At 71.1% G+C, this 15,651-nt stretch carries 15 protein-coding genes and 2 tRNA genes; 13 read left to right on the top strand and 4 right to left on the bottom strand.

What is annotated here, in order from left to right; all coding sequences use genetic code 11:
• Positions 1-4: 4 nt before the first annotated feature.
• Positions 5-2,956, bottom strand: coding sequence for an Hsp70 family protein (locus tag ACLQ2X_RS03985; RefSeq protein WP_425679563.1), 2,952 nt, complete (start codon positions 2,954-2,956; stop codon positions 5-7).
• A gap of 127 nt (positions 2,957-3,083) precedes the next feature.
• Between ACLQ2X_RS03985 and ACLQ2X_RS03980 the strand changes: the two genes are divergently transcribed.
• From ACLQ2X_RS03980 to ACLQ2X_RS03955, 6 genes are all read left to right on the top strand, one after another.
• On the top strand, positions 3,084-3,731 hold the full coding sequence (locus ACLQ2X_RS03980) for an MOSC domain-containing protein (RefSeq protein ID WP_425679562.1): 648 nt from the start codon (positions 3,084-3,086) through the stop codon (positions 3,729-3,731).
• A gap of 44 nt (positions 3,732-3,775) precedes the next feature.
• The gene (locus ACLQ2X_RS03975; protein ID WP_425679561.1) at positions 3,776-4,807 is read left to right on the top strand and encodes a questin oxidase family protein; all 1,032 of its coding nucleotides are present in this window, start codon (positions 3,776-3,778) and stop codon (positions 4,805-4,807) included.
• Between the two features lie 185 nt (positions 4,808-4,992).
• Complete coding sequence (locus ACLQ2X_RS03970; protein ID WP_425679560.1) at positions 4,993-5,346, top strand: hypothetical protein; 354 nt, start codon at positions 4,993-4,995, stop codon at positions 5,344-5,346.
• A 44-nt stretch (positions 5,347-5,390) separates the two neighbouring features.
• On the top strand, positions 5,391-5,894 hold the full coding sequence (locus ACLQ2X_RS03965) for an O-acetyl-ADP-ribose deacetylase (RefSeq protein ID WP_425679559.1): 504 nt from the start codon (positions 5,391-5,393) through the stop codon (positions 5,892-5,894).
• A 33-nt stretch (positions 5,895-5,927) separates the two neighbouring features.
• A complete protein-coding gene (locus ACLQ2X_RS03960; RefSeq protein ID WP_425679558.1) occupies positions 5,928-6,362 on the top strand; it encodes a hypothetical protein in 435 nt (144 codons plus the stop codon).
• Positions 6,363-7,264: 902 nt separating this feature from the next.
• Positions 7,265-7,423: an integrase gene (locus ACLQ2X_RS03955; RefSeq protein WP_425679557.1), complete on the top strand. Its 159-nt coding sequence runs from the start codon at positions 7,265-7,267 to the stop codon at positions 7,421-7,423.
• A gap of 94 nt (positions 7,424-7,517) precedes the next feature.
• Here ACLQ2X_RS03955 and ACLQ2X_RS03950 read toward each other — a convergent pair.
• Positions 7,518-7,591: transfer RNA gene (locus ACLQ2X_RS03950), tRNA-Gly, on the bottom strand.
• Between the two features lie 282 nt (positions 7,592-7,873).
• On the opposite strand from ACLQ2X_RS03950, the gene ACLQ2X_RS03945 reads away from it, so the two are divergent.
• The 5 genes from ACLQ2X_RS03945 to clpX all read left to right on the top strand — a co-directional run bounded on the left by ACLQ2X_RS03945 (position 7,874) and on the right by clpX (position 12,455).
• A tRNA-Pro gene (locus ACLQ2X_RS03945) sits at positions 7,874-7,947 on the top strand.
• Between the two features lie 148 nt (positions 7,948-8,095).
• Positions 8,096-9,442 (top strand): trigger factor, encoded by a 1,347-nt coding sequence (gene tig, locus ACLQ2X_RS03940; protein WP_425679556.1) that lies wholly within the window; start codon positions 8,096-8,098, stop codon positions 9,440-9,442.
• A gap of 173 nt (positions 9,443-9,615) precedes the next feature.
• Positions 9,616-10,257 carry an ATP-dependent Clp protease proteolytic subunit gene (locus ACLQ2X_RS03935; protein WP_425679555.1) on the top strand — a complete coding sequence of 214 codons (642 nt, stop codon included), beginning with the start codon at positions 9,616-9,618 and terminating at the stop codon, positions 10,255-10,257.
• A 14-nt stretch (positions 10,258-10,271) separates the two neighbouring features.
• Positions 10,272-10,934: an ATP-dependent Clp protease proteolytic subunit gene (locus tag ACLQ2X_RS03930; RefSeq protein WP_425679554.1), complete on the top strand. Its 663-nt coding sequence runs from the start codon at positions 10,272-10,274 to the stop codon at positions 10,932-10,934.
• Positions 10,935-11,162: 228 nt separating this feature from the next.
• A complete protein-coding gene (gene clpX, locus ACLQ2X_RS03925; RefSeq protein ID WP_425679553.1) occupies positions 11,163-12,455 on the top strand; it encodes an ATP-dependent Clp protease ATP-binding subunit ClpX in 1,293 nt (430 codons plus the stop codon).
• A 23-nt stretch (positions 12,456-12,478) separates the two neighbouring features.
• On the opposite strand, the gene ACLQ2X_RS03920 is transcribed toward clpX, so the two are convergent.
• Complete coding sequence (locus tag ACLQ2X_RS03920) at positions 12,479-13,102, bottom strand: helix-turn-helix domain-containing protein (RefSeq protein WP_425679552.1); 624 nt, start codon at positions 13,100-13,102, stop codon at positions 12,479-12,481.
• A gap of 41 nt (positions 13,103-13,143) precedes the next feature.
• On the opposite strand from ACLQ2X_RS03920, the gene ACLQ2X_RS03915 reads away from it, so the two are divergent.
• Entirely contained in the window at positions 13,144-13,977 is an 834-nt protein-coding gene (locus ACLQ2X_RS03915) for an EamA family transporter (protein WP_425679551.1), read from the top strand.
• A 39-nt stretch (positions 13,978-14,016) separates the two neighbouring features.
• Complete coding sequence (locus tag ACLQ2X_RS03910; RefSeq protein ID WP_425679550.1) at positions 14,017-14,814, top strand: carbon-nitrogen hydrolase family protein; 798 nt, start codon at positions 14,017-14,019, stop codon at positions 14,812-14,814.
• Between the two features lie 7 nt (positions 14,815-14,821).
• On the opposite strand, the gene ACLQ2X_RS03905 is transcribed toward ACLQ2X_RS03910, so the two are convergent.
• The gene (locus ACLQ2X_RS03905; protein ID WP_425679549.1) at positions 14,822-15,043 is read right to left on the bottom strand and encodes a hypothetical protein; all 222 of its coding nucleotides are present in this window, start codon (positions 15,041-15,043) and stop codon (positions 14,822-14,824) included.
• Positions 15,044-15,651 lie beyond the last annotated feature (608 nt).

The following is a 15,651-nucleotide window of genomic DNA, read 5'->3' as shown; positions in this document are numbered from 1 at the left end:
CCGGTCAGTCGGCGAACCGGTACAGCCGGAACTCCGTGCCCGCGGCGCAGACGAGCATCTGCGTGTTCCATGAGCAGGAGTCGCTGCGGATCTGCTTCAGCAGCCCCATCTCGACCGGCTTGCCGTCCACGGCCATGCCGGCGACGCTGCGATCGTCCTCGTAGGCGCTCGGTGCCTTCGCGAAGATCAGCAGGTTGCCCGCGTCCAGCCGGACGGCCATCCCGTCCCGGTCCCGCAGCACCACCCGGCCGTCCGGCGCGAACAGCGTCACCGTTTTCGGCGGGGTGCCCCGTTCGGCCAGCAGATGCTCGCCGAACGGCACCAGATGCTTGGCGTGCGGCGCCGGCCAGCTCCGTTCACTCTCGCCCTCGGTGACCGTCACCACGCGGGTGTCCTCGTCGCCGCTGCCGGGCGTCTCCAGCAGGCAGGCGCGGCGCTTCCCGCAGGTGACCAGGTGGGTCGCCTCGCTGCCCTGCGTCGGCGCCTCGTACAGCACGGTGGGTTTGCTGTCGCCGTCCAGGTCGTAGGAGAGCAGCCGCAGTCCCCGGACGCTCTCCGCCACGTACAGCCGGTCGTCACGGGCCGCCACCTCGTCGTCGACGTCGGCCACGTTGTTCCGGTTCTTGAGGATCTTCCCGGTACGCATGTCCACCACCCGCATGGACCGGTCCGCCCCGATCTGCACCAGCCGGTCGGACCCGCCCGCCCACGGGGCGAGCGGTTTGCCGAGCAGGTCGCCGCCGCCGTCCCACGCCGCGCCGGTGCCGACCGGCACCACTTTCGTCCGCACGTCGCCGTACTCGGTGCGGGGGTTGGGTTGCTCCCACTGCCGACCGTCGCCCAGTTGGAGCCCGACCAGGCGGTTGCCGGTGCGGTCCAGCCAGACCAAAGTCTCGGTGCCTGGGAAGAAGAAGTCGTCGTGGTGGACGTCAACCTTCCAGCGTTGCCTGCCGGAGTCGCCGTCCAGCATGGCGAGGGGGTGCGGGGTGTTGCCGCTGCCCTCGGCGAGCACGGCGAGCCCGCCGGGCAACGCCCGGATCTCCGCCCACCGCGGCGAGGTCGCCCCGGTCCGCGTCTGCCAGACCACCTTTCCGGTGGCCACGTCGACCGCGGTCACGTCAAGGCGGCCGTCGGGCAGCGAGTGGGCCAGGTAGGCCCGGCCCCCGAGCGTCGCGGTGAACATCTGACTCGGCCGCTCGCCGCCGACGGGCACCGTCTTGACCAGTTCCGCGGTGTGGAAGTCCAACGCCGGGTGCCGGTCCCGGAACACCCAGAACAGCGCCGTGGCCACCACGGCCACCACCACGAGACCCGCGCCCAGCGCGAGCCACCGCCGCCGGCCCCCGCCGGGCCGGGTCGGCGACGGCCGTCCCCCGGCGGGGTGCGGCCCCGGTGGGCCCACCGGAACCGACCCCGGGGGTACGCCGGGTGCGGTGTACGCCGGGTTGGTGGCGTATCCGGGTCGGTGCCCGGCTCCGTGCCCGGGGGTGGGCGCGGGCCGGTGCCCGGGCCCGAATCCCGGCGTCGGCGTGTGTCCCGGCGTCGGCGTGTGCCACGGGATGTGGCCCGGTGTGGTCTGCGGGGGCACGAGGCTGGCGGCGTCGGCGAGCAACGTGCCGTGCGGGCCGGCGGGCGGGGCCGGGACGGTGTCCCGCGGTGCGAGGGCCGTGCCCGGCACGGTGGCGGCGGCCGATCCGGGGGCGGGCACCGTTTCGAGGGCCGTGGCCGGCGAGTCGGCGTCCGCCTCGCCGGTTGCCCGGTCCGGATCCACAGGCGTCGCGGGCTGTCCGAAAGCCGCCCCGGGCCGGCCGGCGCGTGGGCGCAGCGGCAGGTCGGTCAGCGCCCCCTCGGCCACCGGCATCTCCGGCTGTTCCAGCACGGTCGGCGCGATACCCAACTCGGCGTGCAGCATCCGGGCCACCAGCGGCACCCGGGTCGACCCGCCGACCAGGAAGAGACCGGAGAGCTGCTCCGGGCGCAGCCCGGCGGCGGCGGTCACGTCCCGGGTCTCCGCGATCGCCGGAGCCAGCAGCGGCGCGGCCAGACGCTCGAAGTCCTCCCGGGACAGCGGGACGGCCGCCTCCACCCCCGGTACGGCCACCGGCGCCACCATCACCCGGGACAGCATCTCCTTCGCGCCGCGCACGTTGTCCCAGAGCTGCTGGCGGTTGCGCCGCTCGGCGGCCGAGCCCGGCGTGACCAGCCGCTCCCACTCCCGGGGATGGTTCGGGCGGACCAGCTCGCCGAGCCGCCCCAGCAGGGCCGCGTCCAGGTCCAGCCCGCCGAGACCGGCGAGCCCGCCGGTGGCGACCAGGTGGAAACCGGAGTCACCCCACGGGTCGGCGCCCTCGTTGCGCAGCACCGCCACGTCGAGCGTGCCGCCGCCGAAGTCGAACACCGCCACCGAACCGCCCACCGGCACCGGCCGGCGCAGCACCTGCGTGAAGTAGCGGGCCGCGGCCACCGGCTCACGCAGCAGACGGGTGCCCGGCGCGATCGGCCCGGCGAGCGTGTGCTCGGCCGCCGACGGCCAACCGGCCAGCTCCAACGCGTCGTGCAGCACCCGTCGGCGGGCCGGCGTCCAGGCCGCCGGGTGGGTCACCACCGCCGGGGGCAGCAGGCCGACCGCCGCCACCGCCGCGTCCGCGACCGTCCGCAACGTCGCGGCCAGCAGCTCCGCCGGCCGGTACGCCCGTCCGCCCAGGTCCACCGTCTCCTCGTCGATGCGGCGCTTCGGGTTCGCCTCGTAGCCGGCCGGGTCTGCCCCGGCCAGCCGCTGGGCGTCCCGCCCGACGTGCAGGTGGCCGTCGGAGTCGGCGTACACGCCCGACGGCAGGATCGGGTGGCCGTCGACGAGCAGCGGCCGGGTGCGTCCGTCCGGCCAGCGCAGCACCGCCACCGTGTTCGAGGTGCCGAGGTCCACGCCGAGGGCGAAACCGTCCTGCTGGCCTGACATCCGTGGCTACCTCCGCCTGACGAGGGGTCGTCCGGCCCGCATCGTACGCAGGCCGTGCCGCCCCTACCCTGTCCCGGGCGGGGAACGAGGTGGCCGGGAACGTCCCCGACCGCCTACCGTCGTCGGCATGAAGGTGCTCTCCGTCAACGTCGGCCGCCCGCGACCCAACCCGTGGAAGGGGAACGAGTCCACCGGCATCGACAAACGTCCGGTGGACGGTCCGGTCGCCGTCACCGCGCCCGGCCCCAAGGGCACCGGTCAGGTCGGCCTGGCCGGCGACCGGGTCTACGACGTCGCCCACCACGGCGGCGCCGACCAGGCGGTGTACGCGTACGCCCGGGAGGACCTGCACCACTGGGAGGTCGAGTTGGGGCGCACGCTGGCCAGCGGCAGCTTCGGCGAGAACCTGACCACCACCGGCCTGGACGTCAACGGCGCGCTGATCGGCGAACGGTGGCGCATCGGCACCGACCTGGTGCTGGAGGTGTCCTGCCCGCGCATCCCGTGCGGCACGTTCCAGGGGTGGCTGGACGAGCGCGGCTGGATCAAGCGGTTCACCGGGGCCGTGCGTCCCGGGGCGTACCTGCGGGTGATCACCCCCGGCAGCGTCGCCGCCGGTGATCCCGTGGAGGTCGTGCACCGGCCCGACCACGACGTGACCGTGGCGATGGTGTTCCGCGCGACCACGCTGGAACCGGAGCTGCTGCCCCGCGTCGTGGTGGCCGACGCGCTGCCCGAGGCGGACCGGGCGCAGATCCGCCGCCGCCTGTCCTGACACGCCTTGACATCAACCGGACTTCAGGTCCGACGCTCACGGGCGTGCTGAACTCCGTTCTCGACGAGGCGTACGAGCGCGTGCGCCACACCGGTCCCGAGCGCGACGGGTGGTTGTCCAACCACGCCCCGATGGCGGTGGAGGCCCTGGTCCGCCACGGTCACGGGCGGGCGGTGCACCGCTGGATCGAAGGGTACGCCGACCGGCTGGAGGAACGCCCACGGGGCATCCGGCGCATCGCCGCCGACGAGTGGCGCGACCCGCTCGGCGACCCGGTGCGGACCGGCGACTGGCTCGACCTCTTCGACCGGGAACTGGCCGGCGACCCGTGGCGGGACGTGCTGGCCCGGTGGTGGCCACGCCTGCTGCCGGGCATCGCCGCCGGGGCGACCCACGGCGTCATCCGGGTCGGTCACGCCGTACGCGCGCTGCTGGACGGCGAGACCGGACCGCGCGTCGCCGAACTCGGCCAGGGCCTCGCCTACTGGGCCGCCCGCTGGCAACCCCTCGCGCCGCCAGGTGCCGGGCCGTACCCGGCGACCGACGCCCGGTCCGCGCTCGACGCGGTGCCCCGCGTACCCGACCAACGGTTCGGCATCCGGTCCCGCCTGGCGCAACTGGCCGATGTGGCCCGGTGGCCGGCCGTGGCGGCGGCGGTGCCCGGCGGCGCCGGCGACGACGTGCCCACCCGCCTCGCGGCCGTCGTCGACGCCGCGGTCGTCCGGCACGGCACGCACGGCCACGCCAGCCCGGTGATGCTCGTGCACGCCGCCACCGCACCGAACGCCGTCCTGCGTACCCTGCCGGCCCTACCGCCGACGCTGTGGATGCCGAGCCTGGCTGCCGCCTGGGCGGCGACCGCCGCGGTCACCGCCGCCTACGCCCCGGCCGCGGCCCGGGTCGCCCGGCCGGCCGCCGGGCCGACGGTTGACGAGGTGATGGCGCGGGCGCTGGACACCGGGGACGCGCACGCGATCAAGTTCACCGACACCGTCAGCGACACGTACGCCCGCGGCGGCGATCCCGCACTGCTCGCCGTCGCCGCCCGATCCGTCGAGCAGATCGCCGCCGACTGAACCACAGGGCGGAGGCCTTCGGCCGGCGCGTGGGGCGCGGAGACCTGCTTGACAGCGTTGCAGCGGGTGCCGACACTCACAGCCCCGGCGCCCCCCGCCGGGGCGGGGGAGGAGCGCGGATGGAAACGGTCGTGCCGGAGGCGTCGTAGAGCCCTCCGCGAGGCAACCCACGGACGAAGCGGTCGGTGTCCATCGGCGTCGGCACGGCGCTGCTCGGTCACGCGGTGGTGGCCGCCGCCGCCCCCGTGGTCATCTGGCAGATGGGCGGCTACAGCGATGTGGACCTGGAAGCCGGGGGCCGCTTCGCCGTCAACTTCGAGGCGCTACGCACGTTCGTGCTCGCCCACGCCGCTCTCGGGCTCGTGATTCTGGTGGCGTCCGTGGGGCTGGCGTTCTTCCGACGATGGCTGAGCCTGGGACTGCTCGTGGGCTGGACCGGCGGCTGGCTGCTGAACGCCGTCGCCGTGCGCCTCGACATGGCCCCCTGGTGGCCACCCCTGTTGCAGGGGAACGGCTGGCGCGAGATCTGGCAGTGGTAGGCGTGGCTGGCGACGGACAACCGGCGCGATGGGATCATCGACCCATGCCCGTGATCGAAGTTGTTCTTGGTGACATCACCCGTGAGGATGTCGATGCCATCGTTACCGCGGCCAATGAGTCGCTGTTGGGCGGCGGCGGGGTGGACGGGGCGATTCATCGTGCGGCCGGGCCGCGCCTGGCCCAGGCGGGTGCGGCGCTCGCACCGTGCGCGGCCGGCGATGCGGTCGCCACGCCGGCCTTCGACCTGAACCCGCCGGTGCGCCACGTCATCCACACCGTCGGCCCGGTGTGGGAAGGCGGGGACTACGGTGAGGCCGATATCCTGACGTCGTGCTATCGACGCAGCCTTGAGGTCGCCGACGAGGTCGGTGCCCACCGCGTCGCCTTCCCGGCCATCGCCACCGGCGTGTACGGCTTCCCGCCCGCGCGAGCAGCGACGATCGCGATCTCGACCATCAGAGCAACGCCGACCGATGTCGAGCACGTCCGCCTCGTCGCCTTCGACGACGAGACCTACGACCTGCTAACCGCGGCAGCGCAGGCGTGACCGGCAGTAATACGTCGAAGCGGGGGTCGGGGCGTGGCAGCCAGGGCAGCGGGGGAGTTCCGTCGGACGCCTGTCGAGCGGTCTGACCAGCGCATCGCATGGGAGCGGACGGACGAGGCGTTCTTCGCGGCCGGCGCCTGTCACATCCTCGCCTGGGCCTGCCGGGATTCCTACCCTGACCGGCCGATCGAGATCGTCGGGGTTCGCCCCGCCGGCGGCTCGCAGGTCTTCCACGTCTACGCGGTCTGCGACGGCTGGGCGTTCGACCACTCGGGATGGAATCCGGAGCCGGAACTTCTGGCGGCCAACATGGCCTTCGAAGGTCACCCGCTGGAGCGCGTCACCATCACGGATGGTCTGGCTGCCTTCTGCGAGACGCAGCACCACCGTGCGCCGGACCGGTACTGGCAGGACCCGCTTCCCCGTGCCCGCGACTACGTGAGCCGGTACACCCCGCCCTGGGCGTAGCGCCCCCGGCCGGGCTCCAGCTCGCCGGAGTCTCCGTGCGTCGCCCGCGTCAGGTTTCGACGGTGCGCGCGGCCAGCATGGACTCCGCCTCGCCGAGGATCTGCCGTACCTGGCCGGCGCTGACCTGCGCGGCCGACCGGCATTTCAGGTAGACGAGTGGACCTTCGGCGGGGAAGAGCCGCCGTCCGGTGCCGAGGACGATGGGGCCTTCGTTGAGGCGTTTGCTGCCTTCTCGCTGTTCTGGGCAGTGCAGCTAAACCACACGTCGGTTTCCGGGTGGCTCCAGCAAAGCAAACATTGGGAAGCATCAGTATGATCGCGGACGCGAGGCCCAGTTCGGCACCTCGCAGGAAGGACAGACTCATGCGCCGTACCGTCGGCCTCATACTCGCCGCCCTGGCCAGCATTGCCGGGACCTTTGTGGTGGCGACACCAGCGCAGGCCAACCTTCAGTGTGACCAGCATGCCGTTCCGAACGGTCGCTACAACAAGTGCTGGGATCCGTATGGCTCTCAGTACCGCACTGAGATTTGGTGCCGCCGAGGCGATCGCCCCAACCAGACGTACTGGTACCCAGGCCCGTGGCGCAACTTCGGGGGAACTTATGCCTCCGTGGCGGTGTGCCCGTCGGGGGATTACTTCACTGGGGAGTGGCAGCTGAACTTCGCGCCAGCATGAGCTGGCCTTAACCCGCCCGCGGACCGCGAGCCAGCATCCCGGCTGGGCGCTCAACCTGTCATCCGGCCACCGTTGACCCACACTCCGTGGGGCGTACCTGCCCCTGCGGGACAAGCTGGAGCACCCGGCTGGGCCTCCCGGAGTTCCACTTCCACGATCTCCGGGACACCGGGAACACTTTCGCGGCGTCCTCGGGCGCGAGCACCAGGGAGCTGACGCACCGGATGGGCCACTCGACCATGCGCGCCGCGCTCATCTATCAACACGCGACGAGCGAACGGGACCGTGAGATCGCCTCAGCGATGGACCGGCGGATCGCCAAGCAGTCCGGCAAGAAGAAGGTCGGTGGCCGCAAGAAGAAGGACGAGCGGCCCGGGCCCTGAGCTACTGGCCCGCCAATGGCGCAAGATCATGAAGGGGTCTGGAATGACGAAGGCCCAGGTCGAGGAAACCGCCTCTGACCTGGGCCTTCGCACGTGGAGCGGGCGACGGGAATCGAACCCGCGTAGTCAGTTTGGAAGACTGAAGCTCTACCATTGAGCTACGCCCGCGAGCACCCCGCTGCCGCAGGGTGCGCCCGACAGCCTACCGAATCCCCGAATCGGCCGCGCAGCGCGTACCCGGCCTGGCGGTCGGCCAAGATCAAAACTACGTCGTGGCGGCGGCGATGTCCCGCTGCCTCCGGCTCGGCGCCTCGCCGGGCTGGCGTAGGCGGGCCAGAGCGGAGTCCCAGGGCAGGGACCCCGGACGGCTGCCCGTCGCCCGGTTCCGGCGCGACACCGTGCCCCGGGAACCACGGCGTACGCTCCGACGGCATACACTCTTCGTCGCCACGGGGTGTGGCGCAGCTTGGTAGCGCACTCGCTTTGGGAGCGAGGGGCCGTGGGTTCAAATCCCGCCACCCCGACTGTCGTATGCGACCGGATCGTCCCGGGAATCGCCGGTTTTTCCGCGCGGTACCCGGGCGCTGCCGATCCCGCCGGCCGGCTCGCCTACACTCGATGCGCGCAATCACGCCCCAGACTCAACACCCAGATCCGTCAAGGAGTACGCCTGTGAAGAGCACCGTCGAGACTCTGAGCCCGACGCGCGTGCGGCTCGCCATCGAGGTGCCGTTCGTCGAGCTCGAGCCGAGCCTCAGGAAGGCGTACCGGGAGATCGGCCAGCAGGTCCAGGTTCCCGGCTTCCGCCGGGGCAAGATCCCCGCGGCCGTTATCGACCAGCGGGTCGGTCGGGGCACCGTGCTCAACGAGGCGGTGCAGGAGGCGATTCCGCAGAACATCCTGGCCGCGGTCCGGGAGCACGACCTGAAGACGCTGGGCCGTCCCGAGGTCGAGATCACCGAGTTCAACGACGGCGACTCGCTGAACTTCACCGCCGAGGTCGACGTCCGGCCGGAGATCACCCTGCCGGACCCGGCAACCATCGAGGTGACCGTCGACAACCTCGAGATCGCCGCCAGCGAGATCGACGAGCAGATCAACAGCCTGCGCGAGCGGTTCGCCACGCTGAAGACCGTCGAGCGGGCCGCCCAGGAGGGCGACTTCGTGCAGATCGACCTGAGCGCCACGGTCGACGGCGAGGAGGTCCCGGGCGGTTCGGCGAGCAACATCTCGCACGAGGTGGGCAGCAAGCAGCTCCTGCCGGGCCTGGACGAGGCGCTCGTCGGCCTGGCCGCCGGCGACGACACCACCTTCACCACGCAGCTCGTCGGCGGCGACTTCGCCGGCCGGGACGCCGACGTGGCGGTGACCGTGCGCACGGTCAAGGAGAAGGAGCTTCCCGAGCTCAACGACGACTTCGCGCAGATGGCCAGCGAGTTCGACACGATCGACGAGCTGCGCGGCGACGTGCGTGAGCGGGTGACCCGGGGCAAGCAGGTCGAGCAGATCTACGCCGCCCGGGACAAGGCCCTGGAGCAGATGGTCGCCGCCGCCGAGGTGCCGGCGCCGGAGGGCGTCGTCAAGGAAGAGGTCGAGAGCCGCAAGGCCGCGATGGTCGACCAGCTCGAGCGCATCGGCGCCTCCCTGGAGGAATACCTCGCCGCGGAGGAGAAGACCGAGGAGCAGATCGACGCCGAGCTGAGCGAGGCCGCGACCGACGGCGTCAAGATCCAGCTCCTGCTGGACACGCTCGCCGACGCCGAGGACGTGCAGGTCTCCGACGACGAGTTCGGTCACGAGATCGTGCACCGCGCGCAGCGCGCCGGCATGGCCCCGCAGCAGTACTACGACCAGCTGGTGCGCTCCGGCGCCGCGGCGGCCGTCTTCGGCGACGTCCGCCGGGGCAAGGCGCTGGCCTCGGTGATGGAGAAGATCAAGATCAAGGACGCGGCGGGCAACGAGGTCTCCCTCGACGCGCTGCGGGCCCAGAACGAGGCCGAGCACAACCACGAGCACTGACCACCGGGCGTCGGCCGTCGTCCCGCGCTGCGCGCCGGGCGGCGGCCGAAACCCTTTCCGGGGTACGCCGAGCGGGTGACTGCGCTGAGAGCGAACAGTGCCCCGACCGGGAGTGCGCCTCCCGGCTGAGCGGTTAGTGTCGGGTAGGACGGTACGGAGAGCGAAGGGCTGCCATGACCGACATGCACATCCCCAAGAAGTCGCTCCGGGTGAACGAGGCCCGCGGTGGCGACTCCATTGGCAACCTCGACGACTCGGTCTACAACCGGTTGCTCAAGGAACGGATCATCTTCCTGGGCAGTGAGGTGAACGACCAGGTGGCCAACCGCATCTGCGCGCAGCTGCTGCTGCTCGCCGCGGAGGACCCGGACCGCGACATCTTCCTCTGGATCAACTCGCCGGGTGGCTCGGTCTACTCCGGCATGGCGATCTACGACACGATGCAGTACATCGACAACGACGTCTCGACAGTGGCGATGGGCATGGCCGCCTCGATGGGCCAGCTGCTGCTGTGCGCGGGCACCAAGGGCAAGCGTTACGCCCTGCCGCACGCGCGGATCATGATGCACCAGCCCTCGGGTGGCCTCGGCGGCACCGCGTCGGACATCGCGATCCAGGCCGAGCAGATGCTCTACACCAAGCGCATGTTCCAGGAGCGGGTCGCGCACCACACCGGCCAGAGCCAGGCCCAGATCGAGGCGGACTCGGACCGGGACCGCTGGTTCACCGCCCAGGAGGCCATGGACTACGGCTTCATCGACAAGGTGATCATCGGGGCCACGCAGGTTCCGGATGGCGCCGGGACCCTGAGCTGACCGAGGAGCTGACGATGACCGACCTGAGCCTGCCGCCACAGTTCGCGGCCGTGCACAACCGCTACGTCCTGCCGTCGTTCGTCGAGCGCACGTCGTACGGGATGAAGGAGTCCAACCCGTACAACAAGCTCTTCGAGGACCGGATCATCTTCCTCGGTGTCCAGGTGGACGACGCGTCGGCGAACGACGTGATGGCCCAGCTGCTGACGCTTGAGGGCACCGACCCGGACCGCGACATCATCATGTACATCAACTCGCCCGGTGGTTCCTTCACCGCCATGACGGCGATCTACGACACCATGCAGTACGTCCGGCCGGACATCCAGACCGTCTGCCTCGGGCAGGCGGCCAGCGCGGCGGCGGTGCTGCTGTCGGCGGGAACGCCGGGCAAGCGGATGGCGCTGCCGAACTCCCGGATCATCATCCACCAGCCGGCCACCGAGGGTGGCTACGGTCAGGGCTCGGACATCGAGATCCAGGCGCGGGAGATCCTGCGGATGCGCACGCAGCTGGAGGACATGCTGTCCCGCCACTGCAACCGCCCGATCGAGCAGGTCCGCAAGGACATCGACCGTGACAAGATCATGACGGCCGAGGAGTCCAAGGAGTACGGCTTGGTCGACACCATCCTGACCAGCCGCAAGAAGGGTCTGCTGGCGTCCCACGCCACGGGCTGAGCGACGCGGGGTCGGAGGTCGATCGGGCTATCGTTCCCGGTCGACCTCTGACACACCCGTTTTGGGGGTCGGAGAAACACCGGCCACCGGGTAACGTCGGGTCTGTACCGCTTGCCGGTCGGATCGGGTGGAGCCGACAGCAGGGTTTCGAAGGACAAGGACGGACGGGCGCCCGGCGCCCGCAGGTCAGGGCCGGCGTTCCGGCCGATGAGTGCAGGGAGAACGTAGGTGGCACGGATCGGTGACGGCGGCGACCTACTGAAATGCTCCTTCTGCGGCAAGTCGCAGAAGCAGGTGAAGAAGCTCATCGCGGGCCCCGGCGTCTACATCTGCGACGAGTGCATCGATCTCTGCAACGAGATCATCGAGGAAGAGCTGGCCGAGTCCGGCGAGGTGAAGTGGGAAGAGCTTCCCAAGCCGATGGAGATCTGCCAGTTCCTCGACAACTACGTCGTCGGTCAGGAGCAGGCCAAGAAGGCGCTCGCCGTCGCGGTCTACAACCACTACAAGCGGATCCAGGCGGAGGCGGCCGGCGCTCCGGGCTCCGGTGTCGACGGCGTCGAGCTGGCGAAGTCCAACATCCTGCTGCTCGGCCCGACGGGTTGCGGCAAGACCCACCTGGCGCAGACCCTGGCCCGGATGCTCAACGTCCCGTTCGCGATCGCCGACGCCACCGCGTTGACCGAGGCGGGTTACGTCGGCGAGGACGTGGAGAACATCCTCCTCAAGCTGATCCAGGCCGCCGACTACGACATCAAGCGTGCCGAGACCGGCATCATCTACATCGACGAGGTCGACAAGATCGCCCGCAAGTCGGAGAACCCGTCGATCACCCGGGACGTCTCCGGTGAGGGCGTGCAGCAGGCACTGCTGAAGATGCTGGAGGGCACGGTCGCGAACGTGCCGCCGCAGGGCGGACGCAAGCACCCGCACCAGGAGTTCATCCAGATCGACACCACGAACGTGCTGTTCATCTGCGGCGGGGCGTTCGCCGGGCTCGACCAGATCATCGAGTCCCGCACCGGTTCCGGTGGCACCGGCTTCGGTGCCCGGCTCCGGTCGGTGTCGGAGCGGTCGACCGACGACATCTTCAGCCAGGTGATGCCGGAGGACATGCTGAAGTTCGGGCTGATCCCCGAGTTCATCGGCCGGCTCCCGGTGATCACCAACGTGCGCAGTCTGGACCGCGGTGCCCTGGTCAAGATCCTCACCGAGCCGCGCAACGCGCTGGTCCGGCAATACCAGCGCCTGTTCGAGCTGGACGGTGTCGAGCTGGAGTTCGAGGCGCCCGCGCTGGAGGCCATCGCCGACCAGGCCATGCTCCGCGGAACCGGCGCCCGTGGCCTGCGCGCGATCCTGGAAGAGGTTCTCCTCTCCGTGATGTACGAGGTGCCGAGCAACCCCGACGCGGCCCGGGTGCTGATCACCCGGGAGGTCGTCCTGGAGAACGTCAACCCGACGATCGTGCCGCGCGAGTTCACCGGGCGGCGTCGCCGGGACCGCGAGGAGAAGTCGGCCTGACCGTCGTTGCGACCGCGCCCGGGTCAGCTCGGGCGCGGTTCGTGTGACCGGGTCCGCCGATCCCACTCGCCCGACGGGGTGACCACCACCATGGTCAGGCGCACCGGCTCGTCGCCGGCTGTGCCGTAACCGTGCGGCCGGTCGGCGTGGAACTCCACGGTGTCGCCGGCCCGCACCTCGTGGTCGACGCCGTCCACGGTGACCGTGAGGGTGCCGTCCAACACGTGCAGGATCTCGCGGGTGCCGGGCGCGTGGTCGGGGGAGCGCAGCGCCTCGCCGGGCTCCATCCGCCACTCCCAGAGTTCGACGAGGTCGGGCTCGCCGAGCCCGCTGAGCAGGCGTGCGGCGCCCCCGTGGGTGCCGCGCCACAGCACCGGGGCCGCGTCCGCCGCGGTGATGCGCACCGTGCTCTCCTCGGCCGGTTCCAGCAGCCGGGCGATGTTGACGCCGAACGCGTCGGCGACCCGGCAGAGCGTGCCGATGCTGGGGTTGGTGCGGGCGCCCTCGATCTGCACCAGCATGCCCTTGCTGACACCGGAGCGGCCGGCCAGTTCCTCGAACGACCAGCCGCGGGCGGCCCGCAGTTCGCGTACCTGGCGGGCGACCGCAGAGGTCACCGCGTTCACCCGTGCACCGGCTTCGGTCATCACACTGTCCTTCACGGTCACTATTATGGTACGACTACGGGGTGCTTCCCATTGTCCTCGCCGCGGTGTCGGCGCTCGCGTTCGGCACTGCCGACTTCGCCGGCGGCAAGGCGTCCCGGCACGCCGACCCGATCGCTGTGACCGTGCTCTCCCAGATCCTCAGCGTCCCCCTGCTGCTCGTCCTCGTCCTCGTCGTACCGGGCTCGCCGACCCCGCCCGACCTCGGGTGGGGCCTGGTGGCCGGGGTGGCCGGCGCCGGCGGCGTCATGCTGCTCTACCGTGCCCTGGCCACCGGTGTCATGGCGGTCGTGGCGCCGATCACCGCCGTCACCGCGGCGATCGTCCCGATCGTCGCCGGCCTGGTCATCGCGAACTCCCCGGGCGCTGTCGCGCTCGGCGGCGCCGGGCTCGCCGTGGTCGCCATCGGGCTGGTCAGCCTGGGTGAGCGCGGCGGCACCGGCCGGACCTCCGGCCGCGTCGTCGGCACCGCGCTCGCCGCCGGGCTTCTCTTCGGTGTCTTCTTCGCGCTGCTCGGCCAGGCCGACGAGGCTGCCGGCATGTGGCCGGTGCTGGCGGTACGCGTCAGCTCCGTGGCGTTCGGCCTCGCGCTCGCCGCCCGGATCGGCACGCGGTTGCGTCTGCCGCGGCGGCTGTGGGGCTGGGCGGCCACCGCGGGCCTGCTCGACTCCGCCGCGAACGCGCTCTTCCTCGCCGCCGCCGGACGGGGACACCTGAGCGTGGTGGCCGCCGTCGCCTCGCTCTATCCGGCGAGCACCGTGCTGCTCGCGCTCGCCGTGGACCGGGAACGTTTGCGGCCGGTGCAGCTGGCCGGGCTCGGCTTCGCCGCCGCCGCGCTCGTACTGGCGAGCGTCTGAGCCCTGTCGCGCGCGGGCGTCCGCCCGTACCCTCGGGTCATGCGTGTCGCCGTCTGCCAGCTCAACGCCCGCGACGACCGGGCGGCGAACCTCGCCGCCGCCGAGGACCTGCTCGTCAGGGCGGCGGCGGGCGGCGCCGACCTCGCGCTCCTCCCGGAGTACGTCGACTATCTCGGACCCGCCGACCGGATGCCGCCGGCCGAACCGGTCGACGGCGAGGTGGGGCGCTTCTTCGCCGCGACCGCGCGGCGGCTCGGCATCTGGGTGATCGCGGGGTCGTTCCACGAGGTCGGGCCGGACCCGGAGCACACCTGGAACACCTCCCTGGTGTTCGACCGGGGGGGCGCGCTCGCCGCCGCGTACCGAAAGATCCACCTGTACGACGTGGAGATCCCCGGGCGGGTCTCCTACCAGGAGTCGGCCACGGTCGCACCGGGGGACAAGCCCGTGGTGGTCGACGTCGAGGGTCTGCGGGTGGGTCTGTCGATCTGCTACGACCTGCGGTTCCCGGAGCTGTACCGGCAGCTCGCCGTCGACGGCGGCGCGGAGCTGCTGGTCGTGCCGGCGGCGTTCATGACGCACACCGGGCGGGACCACTGGGAGGTGCTGCTGCGGGCTCGCGCGATCGAGAACCAGTGCTTCGTGGCGGCGGCCGGCCAGACCGGCGACCACGACCCGGGACGGACGTGTTTCGGGCGGAGCATGGTGATCGACCCGTGGGGGACTGTGCTGAGCCAGGTGGCCGACGGCCCCGGCCTGGCGGTCACCGAGGTGGACCTGGCGCGGCTGCGCATCATCCGCGCCGAGCTGCCCAGCCTCGCCAACCGTCGACTCTGAGCGCTTGTCAACTGCCCAGGAGTACGCCCAACACGGTCAGGCCGGCGATGGCCGCAGCGGTCACGAGCAGGGCGGTGGTCATCCGGGACGGGCCGCGCCGGGCGAGCCGGCGTACCGACAGCAGCAGGACCGCGAGCACGGCGGCCCCGATCACCAGTTGCCAGAACGGCAGCAGGAGCCCGAGCAGGGCGTCCTCGGCGAGTACCGGGTGTCGGGACAGGTCAGCCATGCCGACCACTCTGGCACGACCGGCCTGCTCGTGGCCCTCCACCGGTCGCGCCGGTGCAGTGACGATCTCCGATTTGCCTTCTCCGGCCGGTCCGCGTAACTTTCTCTCTGCACGCGGGAGGCCGGGTCAAACCGGCCGAGAGCGGGCGCCAGGCTGGTGGCGGTGACGCCGAGCCAGACTGAGTATTCGGGCGGTGCTCGACACTCCGGAAGCCGGAGTTGCGAACGCGAAACCGACCGGGTAGAGTGCGTAAGCCGGCAGGGAGCCGGGCGGGTGGTCGCGAGAGCGACGCCGGCCGGTCCGCCGAAACCCACGAGAGCAACGACCGCCGGAAACGGCGAGCGTCAGCGTGGGTGGGTCCAACCAAGTTGATCACCTCGGATTCGAGGTTGACGACGGAAGTAAGACCGGGTAAGTTGGAGAGGTTGCCCCAAGCAGGGGTTCTGCGGTGCAGGGCTTCTGGTTGGTGTGTGGTTGTTCTTTGAGAACTCAACAGGGTGCTTGTAAAGCCAGTGCCAATATGTTTTATGCCCCGGACTGGTCAGGCTTCGGTTTGGCTGGTTGGGATTCCTTTGGCAACACTTTTGTTGCTGGGATGATTGTTCAAC

Origin of the sequence: Micromonospora sp. DT31 (assembly GCF_049841795.1) — a bacterium.
In the GTDB taxonomy this organism is placed as follows: Bacteria; Actinomycetota; Actinomycetes; order Mycobacteriales; family Micromonosporaceae; genus Micromonospora.
This window is presented reverse-complemented; position numbering and strand designations above follow the sequence as displayed.